This window comes from Enterococcus lactis (assembly GCF_015751045.1).
Lineage (GTDB): Bacteria > Bacillota > Bacilli > Lactobacillales > Enterococcaceae > Enterococcus_B > Enterococcus_B lactis.
In genome coordinates, this window is record NZ_BNJW01000034.1 from 1 (window position 1) to 16,040 (window position 16,040).

Genomic DNA, 16,040 nt, shown 5'->3' on the forward strand with positions numbered 1-16,040 from the left:
CTTACAACCAAAAATTCCTAGGTCGCAGTCATAAAGGTTTCCAACAGGCCGAAGGCGAGCTCGAACAAATGCTGAGTCAACCGATGGAGAATTAGAAACAATCTACAGTAGGGAAGAACCATTTACACAAAATTATTGACGCTCCCAAAAGCATTGTTTTTAGCAGTTTAATATTATTCTTTTTCAATTAGACTGACTTGATTTAGTTACGGAATAGATACTTTAATGTGTTGAAGAAGCAACGTCCCGTGTTTATTTACTAAAGCATCCAATATTCTACCGAATATTTAATATTCACATTAGCCCTAAAATAATTGTCATACCATGTTACATTTGATATAACAGCGTTCATTTTAAAAATAGCTGTTAGTGTGACAAAACATTAAACCAAGTGTGACAAAAAACGTGATGAAAGCTTTCCGGAAACGTATGTGAACAAGTATATAATGATTTTGTCAGGAGGATAGTCAAAATGAATAAACGAATTCGTGAAATACTCAAACTGATTATTAAAAACCCTGAAATGAAACTTTCCACTTTAACAAGTGAACTTGATTTGACACGTCGTCAAATCAATTACGCGATCAATCAATTTAATGAAGAATTGAAAACAAAGAACATTCCGTTAATTCAGAGAAGTCATTCTGGAAATATTACGGTACCAATCGAGGTTATCCAAATGATATCACAGCCTGATTACGACATAGGTGATGATCAGGAACTTGTCGTTCTCACTGATAGTGAAAGACAAGCATTGATAGTGATGACTCTGATCGCTAATATCGATTACATCAGTCTGGATCATTTGGTAGATGCGGTTGATGTTAGTAAGACGACTGTTATGGAAGATATCAAACGAACGGAACCGTTCATCAGAAATTATAGTCTGACAATTCGATATAATCGGATGAATGGTTACCAATTGGTTGGTTCGGAACACCGTATCTTACAGCTGTTATCGGATCTAGTAAAATGGTATCCGATTTTTCGCCGAGAAATGATTCGCAGAAAATTGGCACAAGATGTTTCTGAAGAAGAAATCGTCCATTTGATCCATAACATGGAACAAATGTTGCATCTTAGTTATTCTGATGAGTCGGTAGACTATTTGCAGACATCAGCGAGATTTTTAGTAAGCCGTGGGATCAAGATGTCAGATAAGCACGCGTTTTTTCCCGATGATGTGACGGATACTCCTGAATTCCGAATGCTGATGATCTTGGTACATGAAACAGGTTGGAGTCTATCCAAAAGTTATATGGAGTGGTTCACGTTATTATTTTTAACTTCCAATATTTTTGAGAGCAAAACTACTCAAAATTATGATTCGGATCAAGAATTGCGAAAATTGATCAGCCAAATGGTTGAAAATTTCCAAAATCAAACGTTGATTTTGATCGATGACCGAGAAGACTTTGAACGTAGGATACTGAGTCATCTGCGTCCAGCCTGTTTTCGAATACGCTATAACTTGAGTTTAGGAGTTTATTCAATAGATAGTCTGATCAAGGATAGTAATCATGCGATTTTGATTGATTTGATGAAAAAATTGATTATTCCTATTGAGAATTGGCTAAATAAGGCCTTTCCAAATGATGAATTAGATCTTTTATCCTATTACTTTGGCTATCAATTAAGTAATCATAATAAATTGAATAAGCAACGACAAAGGGCTGTAGTTGTTTGTACTAATGGTGTCATGGTCTCAAAGTTAGTACGAGCCAATATGGAAAAACTTTTTCCAGAGATCCATTTTTTAGCTTCCCTATCTGTGCGTGATTTCTACAAATTTGAAGCTGATTATGATCTGGTCTTTACTACGACGCCGCTAAAAAGTTCTATGCTGCAGTTTATGATCGAGCCAATCATGACATATCAGCAACAAATCAGTTTACGATATCGAGTTTTGAGTGATTTAGGAATTACTAAGGTTGATCGAGCAATGGATGAATTGTTAACAATCATTAGGAAATATGCAAATATCACCAATCCAGTTTCGTTGCGAGAAGAACTGCAGTACTTTTTGATCAAGGAAGATGGAAGCACGCCGCTGGACAACTTCAAGGTATTGCCTTCATTGACTTATTACTTGCGGCCGAGTTATGTACAAATCGTTGAAGAAGAGATGTCTTGGGAACGAGCAGTGGAGGTGGCTTGCCGACCGTTATTGGAACATCAAATCATTGACTCGCGTTTTATCGCTGATTGCTTGGATCAAATCAGACAACCGGGATATGCAGGTTACTTGGGAATGAAGACTTGCATTCCCCATACAACGGTCGATAAAGGTGTAATCAGTGACGGTGTCAGCATTTTAGTTTGTAAAAAGCCGATACGATTTCCTAATGGTGAAGATGTCAGCTTGATTTTGCCGCTTTCATTTTTTGATTTAACGAAGCATCTGCGAACCATCAATCAAATCGCTGATATCGCCAAAGATGATTCATTGATTGAGCAGTTATTGATTGCTGATGACGAAAAGACAGTTTATCAACTATTAAGACAAAGATCTTAAGGAGGAAAACATGAGACTAGCAGATTATCCTAAATTGACAGTGATCATGCGTGGTTATACTTTTGATCAGGCAGATGCTATTTTACAAGCAATGCAGGAATTTGACCATCAATTTGCCGTAGAGATGACAATGAACACAAAAGGAGCTCTTGAAAATATACATGAACTAAATCAACGTTATGGTGACACGACTTATATCGGCGCTGGGACGGTAAGGACATTAGAACAAGCCCAAGCCTGCTATGAGGCTGGTGCAAAATTTTTATTAGGACCACATATGTTCACAAAAGAAATGTTGTCTTACGCCAATAAGAAAGGATTATTGGCGGTACCTGCCGCAATGACTCCTTCAGAAGTCGACCGTATGTTTAAAGAAGGAGCTGATATTGTAAAAGTATTTCCTGCAGCGGTTGTTACTCCGCGTTTTTTCAAGGATATTCAAGCACCTTTAGGTAAGTTACCACTAATGGGGGTTGGTGGAATCAGTAAGGAGAATGCGAAAGAGTTTTTTGAACAAGGTGCTAGCTATTTAGGTCTTGGTTCCGGTATGTTCAACAAGCAAGACATCGAAGAGCTAAATGTTAAAAACTTAGCACGTTCGATGAAAGAATTAATTGAGGTTATTAAATAGGAGTGAGGACTTTGGAACTTTATTTGAATGAGGAACTCGTTTTTCGAAATGTTCAAGCAAAAACAGATAGTGAAGTCTTAGCGTTTTTGGCAAGCGAGATGTACAAAAAAAACTACGTGAAGGAGGAATATATTCAAGCAATCCAAGAACGGGAAAAAGAATACCCTACTGGATTACCATCAACACCACCAGGAATCGCAATTCCCCATGCAAACTATGAAATGGTCAATAAAACAACTTTAGCAATTGCGACTCTTAAAGATCCGGTCCTATTTCATAATATGGAAAATAACAATGAGCAGTTACCAATCCAAATTGTGATCATGATGGCGATTGGGGAACCACATGGGCAAGTTGAAATGTTACAAAAAATTGTTGGAATCATACAAGATGAGCCACTGCGGCAAGAAATGATCAGAGCAGGCAATGATACTGAATTATTAGAACTATTAAAGAAAGCGGTTTTTTAATATAAGGAGGAAATCATAATGAAACGAATTTTAGTAGCATGCGGAAATGGTATCGCCACTTCAACAGTAGTAGCAACAAAAGTTAGAGAGTATTTGCAACAACATGGCATTGATGCTTCAACGACTCAAACAAAATTGATGGAAGTTCCAGGAAAAGTTCAAGACTATGATCTATTGGTGACGACTGGTCAATTTGATGGTCAAACAGGTGGTGTACCAGTAATCAAAGGGATGCCGATTTTAACAGGTATCGGTGCCGATCAAACAATGGAAGAGATTTTGAACTTACTGAAATAATAGCTGATCAAAGGAGCTGAAAAAATGAAAATCATTATGAACGTCTTTAACTTCTTTATTGATGCTGGACCAACAGTTATGTTGCCAGTCATCATCACGATTATTGGTTTGATTTTTGGGTTAAAGATTTCTCGTGCTTTTAAATCAGGTTTGACATTAGGTATCGGTTTTGCCGGGATCAAGTTGATATTGGACTTTATGACGACCAATGTTGGACCAGCTGCCAAGGCGATGGTTGATCGAACTGGTGTTAAACTAGATGCTTTGGATGTTGGCTGGGGTTCGATTGCGGCTGTTACTTGGGCATCGCCAATCATTCCAATCTTGATTTTTGCCATTCTATTGGTCAATATCGTTTTGCTGATTTTGAAACGTACACATACGCTGGATGTTGATATCTGGAACTATCACCATATGGCAATCGTTGGTGTTATGGTGTATTTCGTGACTAAGAATGTCTTCTTAGGTGTAGGTGCATCAGTAGTGATGGCAATTGCGACTTTTAAGATTTCAGACTGGTCGCAACCGATGGTAGAAAGTTTCTTCGGAATCCCTGGTGTTTCTTTACCAACTGTTTCTGCGCTTTCATCACTGGTTATTGCTTGGCCGTTAAATTGGCTGCTGGATCGTATCCCGTTATTCAGAAAATCAAAATTCACCATCAAAGATGCACAAAAATATTTGGGATTTTTTGGTGATTCTATGATCATGGGGTTAGTTATCGGGATGGTGATTGGTGTTTTAGCCGGCTATGATATCAAAGCGGTTTTACAATTAGGTGTCAGCATGTCAGCTGTTTTGGTTTTGATTCCTAAGATGACCTCATTATTTATGGAAGGATTGATGCCAATTTCAGATGCTGCACAAAAATGGTCACAAAAAAAATTCAAAGGTACACGTTTATTTATCGGATTGGATGCTGCAGTTGTTGTAGGTAATCCAGATGTTATCACAACAGCATTGATCATTATTCCACTAACGATTGCATTAGCTTTAGTATTGCCAGGAAACCGTGTGTTACCATTCGCAGATTTAGCGGTTGTTCCTTTCCGCGTGGCAATGGTCGTTGCCTTGACTCGTGGTAATTTATTAAAAAATATCATTATTGGCTTAGTTGTGACAGCTTCATTGCTATGGTGTGGGTCAGCTACTGCGCCAATGCTGACAGCAATTGCCAAATCGGTTGGTATTAACTTAGGAACTTCTTCAATGTTAATCTCATCATTTGCTGCGACTTCCATGATCCAAAGTTATTTGGTATTTATCGCATTTGCTTACAAACCAATCATCGGTATTCCAGTGTTGTTATTAGCCTTTGCGGGCGCATGGTATTACTTCGATGGTATCAAAAAAGTTAATCATGAAATGGATGAACCATTGAAGGCACAATAGTAGGAGGGTTTAAATTGAAAATTTCAGATGTCACAGTGTATAAAGTAAAACCAAGATGGATTTTTGTTAAGATCTCGACTGACGAAGGAATCGAAGGCTGGGGAGAAATGATCTCAGGAACTAAAACAGAAACGGTTGTTGCTGGAGCTTATGAGATAGGAAACCGGCTGATTGGACGTAATCCGTTTGAAATCGAGCGCCTCTTCCAAGAAATGCATCGATCTTTCTTCCGAGGCGGTCCTATTAATGGAACCATCGTTTCGGGTTTAGAAATGGCTCTGTGGGATATCAAAGGAAAAGCGTTTAATGTTCCGGTTTATGAATTATTGGGTGGTGCAGCACGTGATAAAATCAAGGTTTATTCTTGGATTGGTGGAGATCGACCAAGTGAAGTTGCAGAACAAGCACAAGATCGGTTTGATCGGGGCTTTACGGCCGTCAAGATGAACGCGACAGAAGAGCTGCATTATATCGATTCCTACCAAAAAGTTGATGAAGTGGTGGAACGAGTTGCGTCTATTCGCGAACGTTTTGGTGATGCAATGGATATTGGTGTTGATTTTCATGGACGGGTCCATAAACCGATGGCAAAAGTGCTAGCAAAAGCTTTGGAGCCATTCCATCCAATGTTTTTGGAAGAAGTCGTTTTACCTGAAAATGAAGAACACTTTAAAGAAGTAGCTGATTCTGTGGCTGTACCATTAGCTACTGGTGAACGCTTGTACACTCGTTGGCAATTCAAGAACCTCTTTAAACAAGGTACTGTTGATATTATCCAACCAGATGTGGCTCTTTGTGGGGGAATCTTGGAAACCCGTAAAATCGCAGCGATGGCGGAAGCTTACGACATGGCTGTTGCGCCTCATGCGCCATATGGTCCTGTTGCACTAGCAGCAACTCTGCAAGTAGACTCATGTACGCCAAACGTCTTTATCCAAGAACAAAGCTTAGGGATCCACTATAACAAAGGTTTTGATCTGTTAGATTTTGTGAAGAACAAAGAAGTTTTCCAATATAAAGACGGCTACGTAGATCTACCTTCAAAACCAGGTCTGGGCTTGGAAATGGATGAAGACAAAATCAAAGAAATTGCACAAGAAGGTTTGATTTGGACCAATCCGCAATGGAAAAATTATGACGGTACGATCGCTGAGTGGTGATAAATGAAAATAAAGGATGATGAAAGATGGCAGAAGCACTTATGATCACAGTTTTTTTAGGACTGCTGATTATTTTGCAAATAATCGATCAAAAGAAAATTATCGTGTTTGCTCAGAGTAGTCCTGTAAGGAAGAGTTTGAGTATTTTACTGACAGTCGCCATCCTGTTGATTTTCTGGCCGGAACATCTGACTGATCAGATTAAACTGGTTGCTTTTGCTTCTGTCATTTTGATCAATGGTTTTTTGAAGGAGGGTCTAGCAAAAGATTCTGTTGTTAGATTTGGAGTATTGAACGGTAACTTTAATCGATATCCTCAAGTCCAAGTAGAAAAACTAGGTGACGATAAATCATTTATTTCATTTTACAAAAGCAAGAATAATTCTTTTTCAATGATTTTTGATAAAGATCAAACTGAAATGATGGATGTCTTTCAAGAACTTGATATCCATTCCAAAATTACTTTAGATCAAAGTTCGGAAGAAAAAAGAGCAGTTGTAAAAAAAGATAATGAATGATTCTACTACCGAAATTATGATTTCTTTATCACGAATAATGAAACTTGTTTTAATGAATCATATTGATTGAAGTATACAATGTATATTAAGTTTTGGAAAGAAATATATTGGTACAAGATATAGCAGGAATCGATTACTCGATCCCTGCTTTTTTTAACTTCCTTTGCAGCAAAAAAAGCTCGTAATCTAAGAGATGATGGATAGTTTTTAGAATATATATATTTTCTTCAATTCCAGAAAAAAATGACCAAGCTAGTATGCTAAAAGTACGATGCTTCTATGATCTTTTTTCCGTCTTTATTAACAGATGTTTTAATTGATCAACGCATATTGTAATCTACCCTAATTTCCATAGTTCTTCACCACTTTTAAAAATAGTAAAACCCCTACAAGTATGCTATAGTAAATTGCTAAAGAAAAACCAATAAGGTGGGAGATGTATGCGCGATCAAACAAGCGGAAAAATGATTCGTTTTTATTATACAAGTTTGCAATTTCTCTATTGGATGATGTTTTGTTCTGTCTATGGGTTTGCGACATTGTTTTTGATTTATTTCAAGATTGATCCAGCTAAAATCGGAGGGATCTTAGCATTGGTCAATATTGTTTCAACGGTGCTTCAGCCTTTTATCAGTCAAGTGATCATCAAGAAAAGAAAGATCCCACTGATCACCGTGCTGAAGACGATGATAGCAGGATTAGGAGTGATTCTCTTAGCTGGGGTATTGATTCCGAATTTGCCGATCATTACTTATATCTTGGGTGGGATTTTAGTAGTTTCTATGCAATCATTTCTCAATGCGCTGGCATTTGAGTATTCAAATACCGGCTACAGGATCAACTTTGGCTTTTCAAGAGCTGGTGGTTCATTTTCTTATGCTGTAACTTCTTTTTTACTGGGACAGTTGTTAGCGATTTATTCTGCCGCGATTTTGCCGATCTTGGTTATAGTTGAAGCAGTAGTGGTTTTCGTTATTTTGCATCTGCTGCCGGATGTAAAAAATCAAGAAGTTTTTCCTATGACAAAAGAACAGGATCGCCCAGTTTCTTTGAGAAAAAAATATCCTTTCCTGATTTTGTTGTTTTTAGGTTTCAGTTTTCTTTTTACTTTCCACACCATGATCAACAGCTTTTTGGCACAGATCTTTGAAAATATCCACGGTGGCAGTAAAGAAGTTGGCATCGCATTGATGATCGCCGCTTTATGCGAATTACCGGGAATGATCTTTTTTGAACAGCTTGTCAAAAAGAAATCCAGCAAATTTTGGCTGTCTGTTGCCAGTATTTCATTTGCTGTCAGAGGATTCATGATGCTGCTGGCCAGTTCGATCCTGATGATGGAAATGACGCATCTCCTACAAGCCTTCAGTTTCGCTTTGTTTATTCCAGCTTCGGCTTATTTGTTCAATCAATTTCTGGCGGATGATGATCGTGTATTTGGACAAACGATGATCATCATCGCCACAACTCTTGGTGGGGTGATAGGAAATGTCTTGGGCGGCAGTCTGCTGCAGCATTTCGGTGTATGGGAGATGCTGATTTTCGGTACTGGTTTTGCGGTGCTAGGTGCTTTATTAACTATTTTGGGCATTCGAAAAATACCGAAGACAGGAAACGATAGTGATTCTCTTGTTGAGTAGCATAAAAATACTTAGATACTAGTTTTATATAAATAACATATAGTGATTATTGGCGTAATTACAAAAAACGAGAATAACTTAAGTAAGCATTTCTAAATAATTGAGAAACCTCATCTAAAAAGATAAGAAAATATCCCTAATAAAACTTCTGTAACATTTTAGATAACTGATTGTAAGCTGAATAATAAACTATAAGGAGACGGTTAGACGGTCTCCTTTTTTTGCGTATTATAATTCTAGAATTGTTGGAAATTGATAATAATTAACAAGAAATATTAGACAGGAACTTCGAACTGCTTATCACATTCTTATTATTATATATTTGCGTAAGTAGTCCTGGTAGTCTCAATGCACTATTCTATCTTGAAACTAAGAAGTTATAGAAGGAGCAATGATAGAAAGCACGAGAATACAAATAGCGATTAAATATTTTTCTAGACAACCTTAGTTAATTCACACAGATATATTTTAGGTACAGTCTTACAGATATAGAGTTAGTGCTGTGTGAATCCTGATGTTCGCAGTGCATAGGAGTCAAGTAAGATTCTAGCCAGTATAGAAAGTGGAAGTCTGGAGCGTACCTCATAATCTGGGAAGAAGGAGCCTTCTGATTTAAAGCCAACAAAAGGAATCTCGATATGTTCCATCAAACTTGAATGACGATTAGCAGTAAGCAAAATTGTCCCGATCTCAGCTTTATAACAGTTTTCAGCTGCGGTAGTCAATTCCTTTGTTTCACCGTTTAGTGAAACAAAGATCACGATGTCATCTTTGGATAATTTTCTACTAATGTTTTTTATGATATTGGGATCAGTATGCATCTCACAATATTTACCGGTAAGTTGAAATTTGACCATCATTTCCTGAGCAATCAATTCTGAAAAACCTCGGGCAAAAATCATGATTCTTCTAGCAGCCTTGATTCGTTGAATAGCATCTTCAATATTCCCGCTTTCTACCATATTGATGGTGCGGATTACCTCTTGCTCATTTTTAAGAATAGCAGTCTTTATTCCTTCATCAACTTTATCAAGAGCGGCAAAATTGATATTTGTATTTTCTTTTTCTTTTAACGAATGTTTAAAAGACGTAAACCCCTCATATCCTTTTTTCTTCATAGTACGAACGACGGTTGCTGTTGAAACGTTGGCATATTCACTTAGTTTTACAATGGAATAGGAGGGGATTTCGAGTATGTGACTTTGAATAAAATCCCAGAGATATTTCTCCGATTCACTTAATTTTGTATCCATATTTTGCCTCCGATTAGTTAGGATAATTCTATTGTAAAGCGGGAGTTTCCTTTACTTCAAGTTTATTTAATATATTTTGTAAAAGTTTTCAATGAATTTAGTCATTTATGAAAACATTTACATTCGATCTTGATACATAATGAATATGTAAGAAAGGAGGAGCGTAAATGTCAGTTTATACATGTACTTTAAACTTGGCAATCGACCTTTTTATCGAAACAGATGAAATGAAACCATCCCAAGTCAATCGAACAAACGATGATGATATACAAGCTAATGGAAAAGGTGTGAATGTTTCATTGATCATGAAGCAATTAGGTATCGATAGTACAGCTTTAGGATTTAAAGCAGGTTTTACCGGGAATTATATTGAGGATTATTTGCATCAAAAAGATATTAGCACTGATTTTATTAGCGTACCGGGAATGACTAGAATCAACGTTTTTACACAAGTTAATAAAACCAATGAAGAATTCAAATTGGTTAATAAAGGACCTGAGATTCCTCAGGAACAAATCAAAACTTTTCTAAATCAAATACAAAAGCTGCAAGCTGACGATTATTTGTGTGTTTCTGGCAGTTTGCCGCGAGGGGTCTCACCCGAAATTCTTATTGATATCAGTCGTATTTGTTTTGAAAATAAGGTCCATCTGATTATTGATTCAAGCTATCCGGAAATAATTGATTGTCTGCCGTATCAGCCGTTCTTATTAAAACCAAACGAGGAGGAATTGCAATCTTGGTATAATGTCGAGCTTAGTGATCGTGAAGGATATATTCATTATGCTGAACGCTTGATTGCCGATGGAGCGAAAAATGTTCTCCTTTCTCTAGGAGGAGAGGGAGGAATATTTTTAAATAAGGATATCGTTTATTCTGGGAATTCTCCTAAAGGTAAAGTAGTCAATACAGCGTGTGCTGGTGACACTTTGTTGGGAACATTTCTTGCAGGATATTTAAAAGGTGAACAGGTAGATATTAATTTGAAGAAAAGTTTAGCAGCTGGAAGTTCAACCGCTTTTCGTAAAGGATTAACAGATTTTTCGGATGTTGCAGAGTTGGAAAAACAAATCGAAATCAAAGAGGGAGCGAGTAAAAAATGACAACTTACAAAATTGTTGCCGCAACAGGATGTCCAACAGGAATTGCCCACACTTATATGGCTCAAGAAGCATTGGAGCAGGCAGCTAAGCGCAAAGGGGTATCTATCAAAGTTGAAACCCATGGTCAAGTAGGGATAGAGAATGAATTAACACCAGAAGAAATAAAAAACGCTGACGCTGTAATCATTGCAGCTGACAAAGATGTTCAAGCAGAACGTTTCGCAGGTAAGCGTGTAATCGATGTGCCCGTCAGCAAGGGGATTAAAGATGCTGACCAATTGATCGAAGATGCGTTGGCTGGTAAAGGTTCAATCACTGCAGAAAACAAAACAGTTGACGCTGCTGGTGAGAAAGCGGAGATGGGGGTTGCAGCAGGCATTGGTCACAGTATTTATAAAAATCTCATGAACGGTGTTTCTCATATGCTGCCGTTTGTAGTGGCAGGTGGGGTAATTATTGCAATTTCGTTTGCCATCTGGGGTGTGTACTCTTTTGATCCCAATGATCCTACTTACAATCCGACTGCCGCTATGTTAAAGGGTGTTGGTGATGCGGCAATGGGAATGATGGTTCCTATTTTAGCAGCTTATATCGCTGAAGGAATCGCTAAACGTCCTGGTTTGGTTGTTGGGTTTGTTGGCGGACTGTTAGCCAATTCTGGCGGAGCCGGTTTCTTAGGCGGAATTTTTGCAGGTTTCTTAGCAGGCTACTTTATCTTACTATTGCAAAAGGTCATGAAAGGCTTGCCTAAACAATTGGATGGTCTGAAGGCGATCTTCTTATATCCGGTGATCGGTGTCTTGTTTGTTGGTGTAGTCATGTCTTTATTAGCAAATCCAATGGAAGCAGTCAACCAAGGAATGATGAATTTCTTGGCAGGATTCCAAAATTCTAATCCATTAATTTTAGGGATTATCGTTGGCTGTATGTCAGCATTTGATATGGGAGGTCCAGTCAATAAAGCGGCTTATGTTACAGGGACTGCGTTGTTGGCACAAGGTAACCATACATTTATGGCAGGGGTTTCGGCAGCTTGTATCGCGCCCCCATTGATTACTGGATTTGCCGCACTGTTTTTTGGAAAATATTTCGACACGAATGATCGCAACGCTGGTTTAGTCAACTTTATCTTGGGCTCAACGCACATTACCGAAGGAGCAATTCCATTTGCGGCTAAAGATCCGCTGCGTGTTCTGCCAACTATGATGCTAGGTTCATCAATTGCTGCTGTACTGACATATATGTTTGGTGTCCAAGTTCCCGCACCTCATGGAGGTTTTCTAGTATTACCTGTTGTTACTGGTAAGGTTGCATGGGTAGGGTCGATTTTACTTGGTTCAATCGTTGGCGGAGTAATTTTAGGGTTGATCCAAAAACGTAGTGTAGAAAAACGTGAAGCAGAAGCAGCTACTGTTGAAATGAAAGAAGCAACCAACAACTAAAGGTTATTCTAGAAAGAAGGATTTCAAATGACTTTGATCAAAACAAATAAAGTTTTTATGAATAAAAATTTTACGACGCAAGATGAGGTAATGAACTTCCTTGCAGATCAGTCAATTGTCTTGAGCATTAGTGAAGACCGAGATGCAGTTTACGAAAAATTGATGGAAAGAGAAGAAGAAAGCACGACTGGTATGATGGATGGTTTTGCCATCCCTCATGCCAAAGATGCTAGTATCAAGGATGCCGATATTGTGATTGTTCGGTTAAACGGTAAGGTCGATTGGAAAAGTTTAGATGGAGAAGGAACGGATTTTGTAATCGCTCTGTTTATTCCAGATTCAGAGGCTGGAACAACCCATCTAAAATTTTTATCTCAGGTAGCCAGACTTTTGATGCACAAAGATGTGACAGAAGGTCTGAAACAAGCCCAGTCTGCTGAAGAAATAGCTGAACTTTTAAACCAAAAATTAGAAGAAAACTAAAAAGGAAGTAGTGAAATCATGCCTTTAACAGAAAAAAAGAAAACTTATATTCGTCAACTAAGTAATGAAAGTGGCATCATCAGTGCGTTAGCAATCGATCAACGTGGTGCCTTGAAAAAAATGATCGGTAAATTTCAAAATCAATCAGCAACCGATGAACAAATCATCAATTTCAAAAAAATCATTTCTTCTGAATTGACTCCATATGCTTCAGCAATCTTATTAGATCCAGAATATGGGTTGCCAGCAGCCGAAGTTCGCGATAAAAATGCTGGTCTGTTGTTGGCCTATGAAAAAACTGGTTACGATGCTTCAACTCCAGGACGTTTACCGGATATTTTATCTATTTGGTCTGTAAAACGTCTAAAGGAGCAAGGGGCCGATGCTTGTAAGTTCTTGTTATACTACGATGTAGATGAATCTGATGACATCAATGACCAAAAGAAGGCGTTTATGGAGCGGATTGGTTCTGAATGTGTTGCTGAAGATTTGCCATTTTTCTTAGAATTGGTTTCTTATGATGCCAACGATCCTGATACTTCTTCGAAGGAATATGCCTTGAAAAAACCGCATAAAGTAAATGAAATGATGAAGGAATTTTCTAAGCCTCGCTATGGAGTTGACGTTTTGAAAGTGGAAGTTCCTGTTAATATGAACTATGTGGATGGTTACACTAAAAATGAAGTTGCTTATACCAAAGAAGAAGCTGCTGCTTATTTCAAAGAACAATCCGAGACTACCAACCTGCCATTTATTTTCTTGAGCGCAGGAGTAACTGCTGAATTGTTCCAAGAAACCTTGAAATTTGCAAAAGAGGCTGGCTCTACATTCAATGGGGTACTCTGTGGGCGCGCAACTTGGGCGAATGGTGTAGAACCATTCGTTACTAAAGGTGAATATGCTGCCAAAGAATGGATGCAGACACAAGGACGCAAGAACATCGAAGAGCTGAATAATGTTTTGAAAGAAACAGCAACAGCTATTAAATTGTAAGAAAGCTTTAACTATAACCTTAAGTTTGTAACCTAATGATTTTTAATAATCAATTTGAGCTTTTAAATAAAGAATTGGAAGCGTCCCGACGCTTCCTTTTTCGTTTGTTTTTAAGGCATGATAGGTTCTATGTTGTCGTTCAATAAGCGCAAGAAGGTCAGCATTTTTTTCTTAGAGTATGCAAAATTGCTTTTCTACCCAATGATTTAAAACGGAGAGGCACCCTTGGATATGGTAGATGGTGAAGTAACGCATTTCTTCTGTGATCACGGTTTTTTTGTCTTCTTGTAGCCAGATTTTTAAATAATTTTCTTCGATCAGATTATTTAATCTCTTTTGAAATTGGATATCTCCGTGGTTGATGACGAATAACTTGTATACGAACGTATTCGTATAGACATAGTCGATCAAATGAGCGTATAGATCCTCGTAGCTATGTGTCGTATCGTAGGAATGATTTCATCCAAGTCTTGGAAAAAGCTATTTTCCAGTTTTTCATAAAGATCATAGATATCCGTATAATGTGTATAAAATGTCGAACGGTGAAGATCAGCAGTTTCGGTCAGTTCACGGATGGTGATGTTTTGAATTTTTTTATCTACTAATAATTTTGATAATGCTTCTGCTAACGCTTTTTCTGTTTTTTTGACGCGGCGATCCTCTTTTTTCATTTTGCAGCCTCCTAATCAACATAATCAAGGAATTGTGTCGGTTATCCGACAATTTCACCGCTATCTGAACATAGATAACCGACACCTTGTCTATTATAATGTAAGTATAGCATATCAATATTTAAAGAATAGGAGAATAAGTGATGGAATTAGCCTTTAAGCAACTGGAAAAGAAAGACTACAAAAAAGCCATTCAATTCGCGATTAAAGGTATGCACTTTGATTGGTATACCAAGAACAAACTCCTTTTGAATCTTTATGGAAGATACTTTTGGTATCTAGAATTGAATCGCGCGACACAAATCATTGCTTTATATGCGGATGATGAGCTGGCAGGTGTTTTATTAGCAGACATCAAAGGAAAATCAAAAAAGCATCATTCATTTAGTCAAAAGTTATATGTTAAACTATTTGATTTCTTACAAAATGCATTTGTGAAAGACAGCAAAGGCGGGTATGACGACACCAATGACGAATTGCTTTCAGACTATTTAAAAAAACATTCCCCAGATGGAGAAATTGTCTTTTTAGCTGCCAACCCTGATTTAAAGATCAAGGGGATCGGTAGTAAATTATTAAAAGAATTTGAACGCCGAGAGCAAGGAAAAGAAGTATTTCTGTTCACGGATAGCGGCTGTACGTATCAATTTTATGAACGACGCGGTTTCGAACGGAAAAAAGAAAAAGATATCGTCATGAAGATCCTTAATAAAGAAGTAGATCTCCGCTGTATGTTATATAGTAAGATCATTCAGTAATGTTTTTTACTATCAGAAAGCAGAAGTACCACGAAGGTTAATGTAAAAAGCGAGTAATTGATCCATTTAGATGAAGATAGGTGTAGTCTCAAAGATATTAGCTGGCAAAGATATCCCCAGTTAAAAATAGATTTCTGTATCCAACAATAAAAATATTTTTGTATTTATTAGTATATATACTTTACAAAAATTTGTATATATACTAATTTTTTTGTAGGATCAATGAAAATGAGGGGAAAATATGCCAAAATATAAAGAAATAGCCTTGACTCTAAAAGAGAGGATCGTTGAGGGGAAATATCAGGAAGGTTCTAAATTACCTGAGCAAGAAAGTCTGGCTAGAGAGTTTAAAACAAGCCGTGTTACTATCCGCAAAGCTATACAACTCCTTATTGATGAAGGTTTGTTATATACGAGACGTGGATCTGGTACTTTTATACGAAGCAATATCAGACAGGACAATGAGAATGTCACTCAAGTAAATAATGTATTTGGCACTTCATCACAAGAAAATACAAATGTGACAAGTAAAATAATCCGTTTTGATGTCCGGTTTCCGACAGATTATGAAAGGCGGCTTTCTGCAACCTACTTCCGATCCCCTTCCTGCAAATCATGGGTATAAAAAAATAGGCATATTAAGCGGGCTAGGAGGAGAAATATTCACATATCATTTTTTCATTCCGCAAGCTGCGTCAAGTTATTTGGAATTTG

Annotated in this window: 15 protein-coding genes and 1 pseudogene; 14 read left to right on the forward strand and 2 right to left on the reverse strand. The window is 37.5% G+C overall.

Annotated elements, in window-relative coordinates; genetic code table 11:
• Nucleotides 1-472 precede the first annotated feature (472 nt).
• The 8 genes from KFO35_RS12990 (at nucleotide 473) to KFO35_RS13025 (ending at nucleotide 8,623) form a co-directional block, all read left to right on the forward strand.
• Nucleotides 473-2,515 carry a BglG family transcription antiterminator gene (locus KFO35_RS12990; protein WP_156272347.1) on the forward strand — a complete coding sequence of 681 codons (2,043 nt, stop codon included), beginning with the start codon at nucleotides 473-475 and terminating at the stop codon, nucleotides 2,513-2,515.
• 10 nt (nucleotides 2,516-2,525) lie between these two features.
• Entirely contained in the window at nucleotides 2,526-3,146 is a 621-nt protein-coding gene (locus KFO35_RS12995) for a bifunctional 4-hydroxy-2-oxoglutarate aldolase/2-dehydro-3-deoxy-phosphogluconate aldolase (RefSeq protein ID WP_002331202.1), read from the forward strand.
• An 11-nt stretch (nucleotides 3,147-3,157) separates the two neighbouring features.
• The gene (locus KFO35_RS13000) at nucleotides 3,158-3,616 is read left to right on the forward strand and encodes a PTS sugar transporter subunit IIA (RefSeq protein WP_002326530.1); all 459 of its coding nucleotides are present in this window, start codon (nucleotides 3,158-3,160) and stop codon (nucleotides 3,614-3,616) included.
• A gap of 18 nt (nucleotides 3,617-3,634) precedes the next feature.
• On the forward strand, nucleotides 3,635-3,913 hold the full coding sequence (locus KFO35_RS13005) for a PTS sugar transporter subunit IIB (RefSeq protein ID WP_073441369.1): 279 nt from the start codon (nucleotides 3,635-3,637) through the stop codon (nucleotides 3,911-3,913).
• A 24-nt stretch (nucleotides 3,914-3,937) separates the two neighbouring features.
• Nucleotides 3,938-5,305, forward strand: a complete 1,368-nt coding sequence (locus KFO35_RS13010) for a PTS galactitol transporter subunit IIC (RefSeq protein WP_002386123.1) — start codon at nucleotides 3,938-3,940, stop codon at nucleotides 5,303-5,305.
• Between the two features lie 14 nt (nucleotides 5,306-5,319).
• Entirely contained in the window at nucleotides 5,320-6,465 is a 1,146-nt protein-coding gene (gene dgoD / locus KFO35_RS13015; RefSeq protein ID WP_002331205.1) for a galactonate dehydratase, read from the forward strand.
• A gap of 26 nt (nucleotides 6,466-6,491) precedes the next feature.
• Nucleotides 6,492-6,983 carry a hypothetical protein gene (locus KFO35_RS13020; protein WP_002331206.1) on the forward strand — a complete coding sequence of 164 codons (492 nt, stop codon included), beginning with the start codon at nucleotides 6,492-6,494 and terminating at the stop codon, nucleotides 6,981-6,983.
• A gap of 440 nt (nucleotides 6,984-7,423) precedes the next feature.
• On the forward strand, nucleotides 7,424-8,623 hold the full coding sequence (locus tag KFO35_RS13025) for an MFS transporter (RefSeq protein WP_073441370.1): 1,200 nt from the start codon (nucleotides 7,424-7,426) through the stop codon (nucleotides 8,621-8,623).
• Nucleotides 8,624-9,117: 494 nt separating this feature from the next.
• Here the strand turns inward: KFO35_RS13025 and KFO35_RS13030 are convergent, their stop codons facing one another.
• On the reverse strand, nucleotides 9,118-9,876 hold the full coding sequence (locus KFO35_RS13030) for a MurR/RpiR family transcriptional regulator (RefSeq protein WP_002331208.1): 759 nt from the start codon (nucleotides 9,874-9,876) through the stop codon (nucleotides 9,118-9,120).
• Between the two features lie 167 nt (nucleotides 9,877-10,043).
• Between KFO35_RS13030 and pfkB the strand changes: the two genes are divergently transcribed.
• The 4 genes from pfkB to lacD are packed head-to-tail and all read left to right on the forward strand — an operon-like array spanning nucleotide 10,044 to nucleotide 13,897.
• Nucleotides 10,044-10,979 carry a 1-phosphofructokinase gene (gene pfkB, locus KFO35_RS13035; protein ID WP_002331209.1) on the forward strand — a complete coding sequence of 312 codons (936 nt, stop codon included), beginning with the start codon at nucleotides 10,044-10,046 and terminating at the stop codon, nucleotides 10,977-10,979.
• Complete coding sequence (locus KFO35_RS13040; RefSeq protein ID WP_002331210.1) at nucleotides 10,976-12,421, forward strand: PTS fructose transporter subunit IIC; 1,446 nt, start codon at nucleotides 10,976-10,978, stop codon at nucleotides 12,419-12,421. Before pfkB ends, KFO35_RS13040 begins: the two co-directional genes overlap by 4 nt.
• Before the next feature lie 27 nt (nucleotides 12,422-12,448).
• The gene (locus tag KFO35_RS13045) at nucleotides 12,449-12,904 is read left to right on the forward strand and encodes a fructose PTS transporter subunit IIA (protein WP_002336650.1); all 456 of its coding nucleotides are present in this window, start codon (nucleotides 12,449-12,451) and stop codon (nucleotides 12,902-12,904) included.
• Nucleotides 12,905-12,922: 18 nt separating this feature from the next.
• Complete coding sequence (lacD, locus tag KFO35_RS13050) at nucleotides 12,923-13,897, forward strand: tagatose-bisphosphate aldolase (RefSeq protein ID WP_005880910.1); 975 nt, start codon at nucleotides 12,923-12,925, stop codon at nucleotides 13,895-13,897.
• Nucleotides 13,898-14,007: 110 nt separating this feature from the next.
• Here the strand turns inward: lacD and KFO35_RS13055 are convergent.
• A pseudogene (locus KFO35_RS13055) lies at nucleotides 14,008-14,568 on the reverse strand (TetR/AcrR family transcriptional regulator).
• A 143-nt stretch (nucleotides 14,569-14,711) separates the two neighbouring features.
• On the opposite strand from KFO35_RS13055, the gene KFO35_RS13060 reads away from it, so the two are divergent.
• Complete coding sequence (locus tag KFO35_RS13060) at nucleotides 14,712-15,326, forward strand: GNAT family N-acetyltransferase (protein WP_016853131.1); 615 nt, start codon at nucleotides 14,712-14,714, stop codon at nucleotides 15,324-15,326.
• A 241-nt stretch (nucleotides 15,327-15,567) separates the two neighbouring features.
• Nucleotides 15,568-15,951, forward strand: a complete 384-nt coding sequence (locus KFO35_RS13065) for a GntR family transcriptional regulator (RefSeq protein WP_073441372.1) — start codon at nucleotides 15,568-15,570, stop codon at nucleotides 15,949-15,951.
• The last annotated feature ends 89 nt before the right edge of the window (nucleotides 15,952-16,040 follow it).

Excerpts from the sequence above, each read along its gene's own strand:
- KFO35_RS13065 (WP_073441372.1), top strand. The coding sequence starts at position 15,568 with ATGCCAAAATATAAAGAAATAGCCTTGACTCTAAAAGAGAGGATCGTT.
- KFO35_RS13025 (WP_073441370.1), top strand. The coding sequence starts at position 7,424 with ATGCGCGATCAAACAAGCGGAAAAATGATTCGTTTTTATTATACAAGT.
- KFO35_RS12990 (WP_156272347.1), top strand. The coding sequence starts at position 473 with ATGAATAAACGAATTCGTGAAATACTCAAACTGATTATTAAAAACCCT.
- KFO35_RS13040 (WP_002331210.1), top strand. The coding sequence starts at position 10,976 with ATGACAACTTACAAAATTGTTGCCGCAACAGGATGTCCAACAGGAATT.
- KFO35_RS13060 (WP_016853131.1), top strand. The coding sequence starts at position 14,712 with ATGGAATTAGCCTTTAAGCAACTGGAAAAGAAAGACTACAAAAAAGCC.
- pfkB (WP_002331209.1), top strand. The coding sequence starts at position 10,044 with ATGTCAGTTTATACATGTACTTTAAACTTGGCAATCGACCTTTTTATC.
- KFO35_RS13005 (WP_073441369.1), top strand. The coding sequence starts at position 3,635 with ATGAAACGAATTTTAGTAGCATGCGGAAATGGTATCGCCACTTCAACA.
- KFO35_RS13020 (WP_002331206.1), top strand. The coding sequence starts at position 6,492 with ATGGCAGAAGCACTTATGATCACAGTTTTTTTAGGACTGCTGATTATT.
- KFO35_RS13045 (WP_002336650.1), top strand. The coding sequence starts at position 12,449 with ATGACTTTGATCAAAACAAATAAAGTTTTTATGAATAAAAATTTTACG.
- KFO35_RS13010 (WP_002386123.1), top strand. The coding sequence starts at position 3,938 with ATGAAAATCATTATGAACGTCTTTAACTTCTTTATTGATGCTGGACCA.
- KFO35_RS12995 (WP_002331202.1), top strand. The coding sequence starts at position 2,526 with ATGAGACTAGCAGATTATCCTAAATTGACAGTGATCATGCGTGGTTAT.
- lacD (WP_005880910.1), top strand. The coding sequence starts at position 12,923 with ATGCCTTTAACAGAAAAAAAGAAAACTTATATTCGTCAACTAAGTAAT.
- KFO35_RS13030 (WP_002331208.1), bottom strand. The coding sequence starts at position 9,876 with ATGGATACAAAATTAAGTGAATCGGAGAAATATCTCTGGGATTTTATT.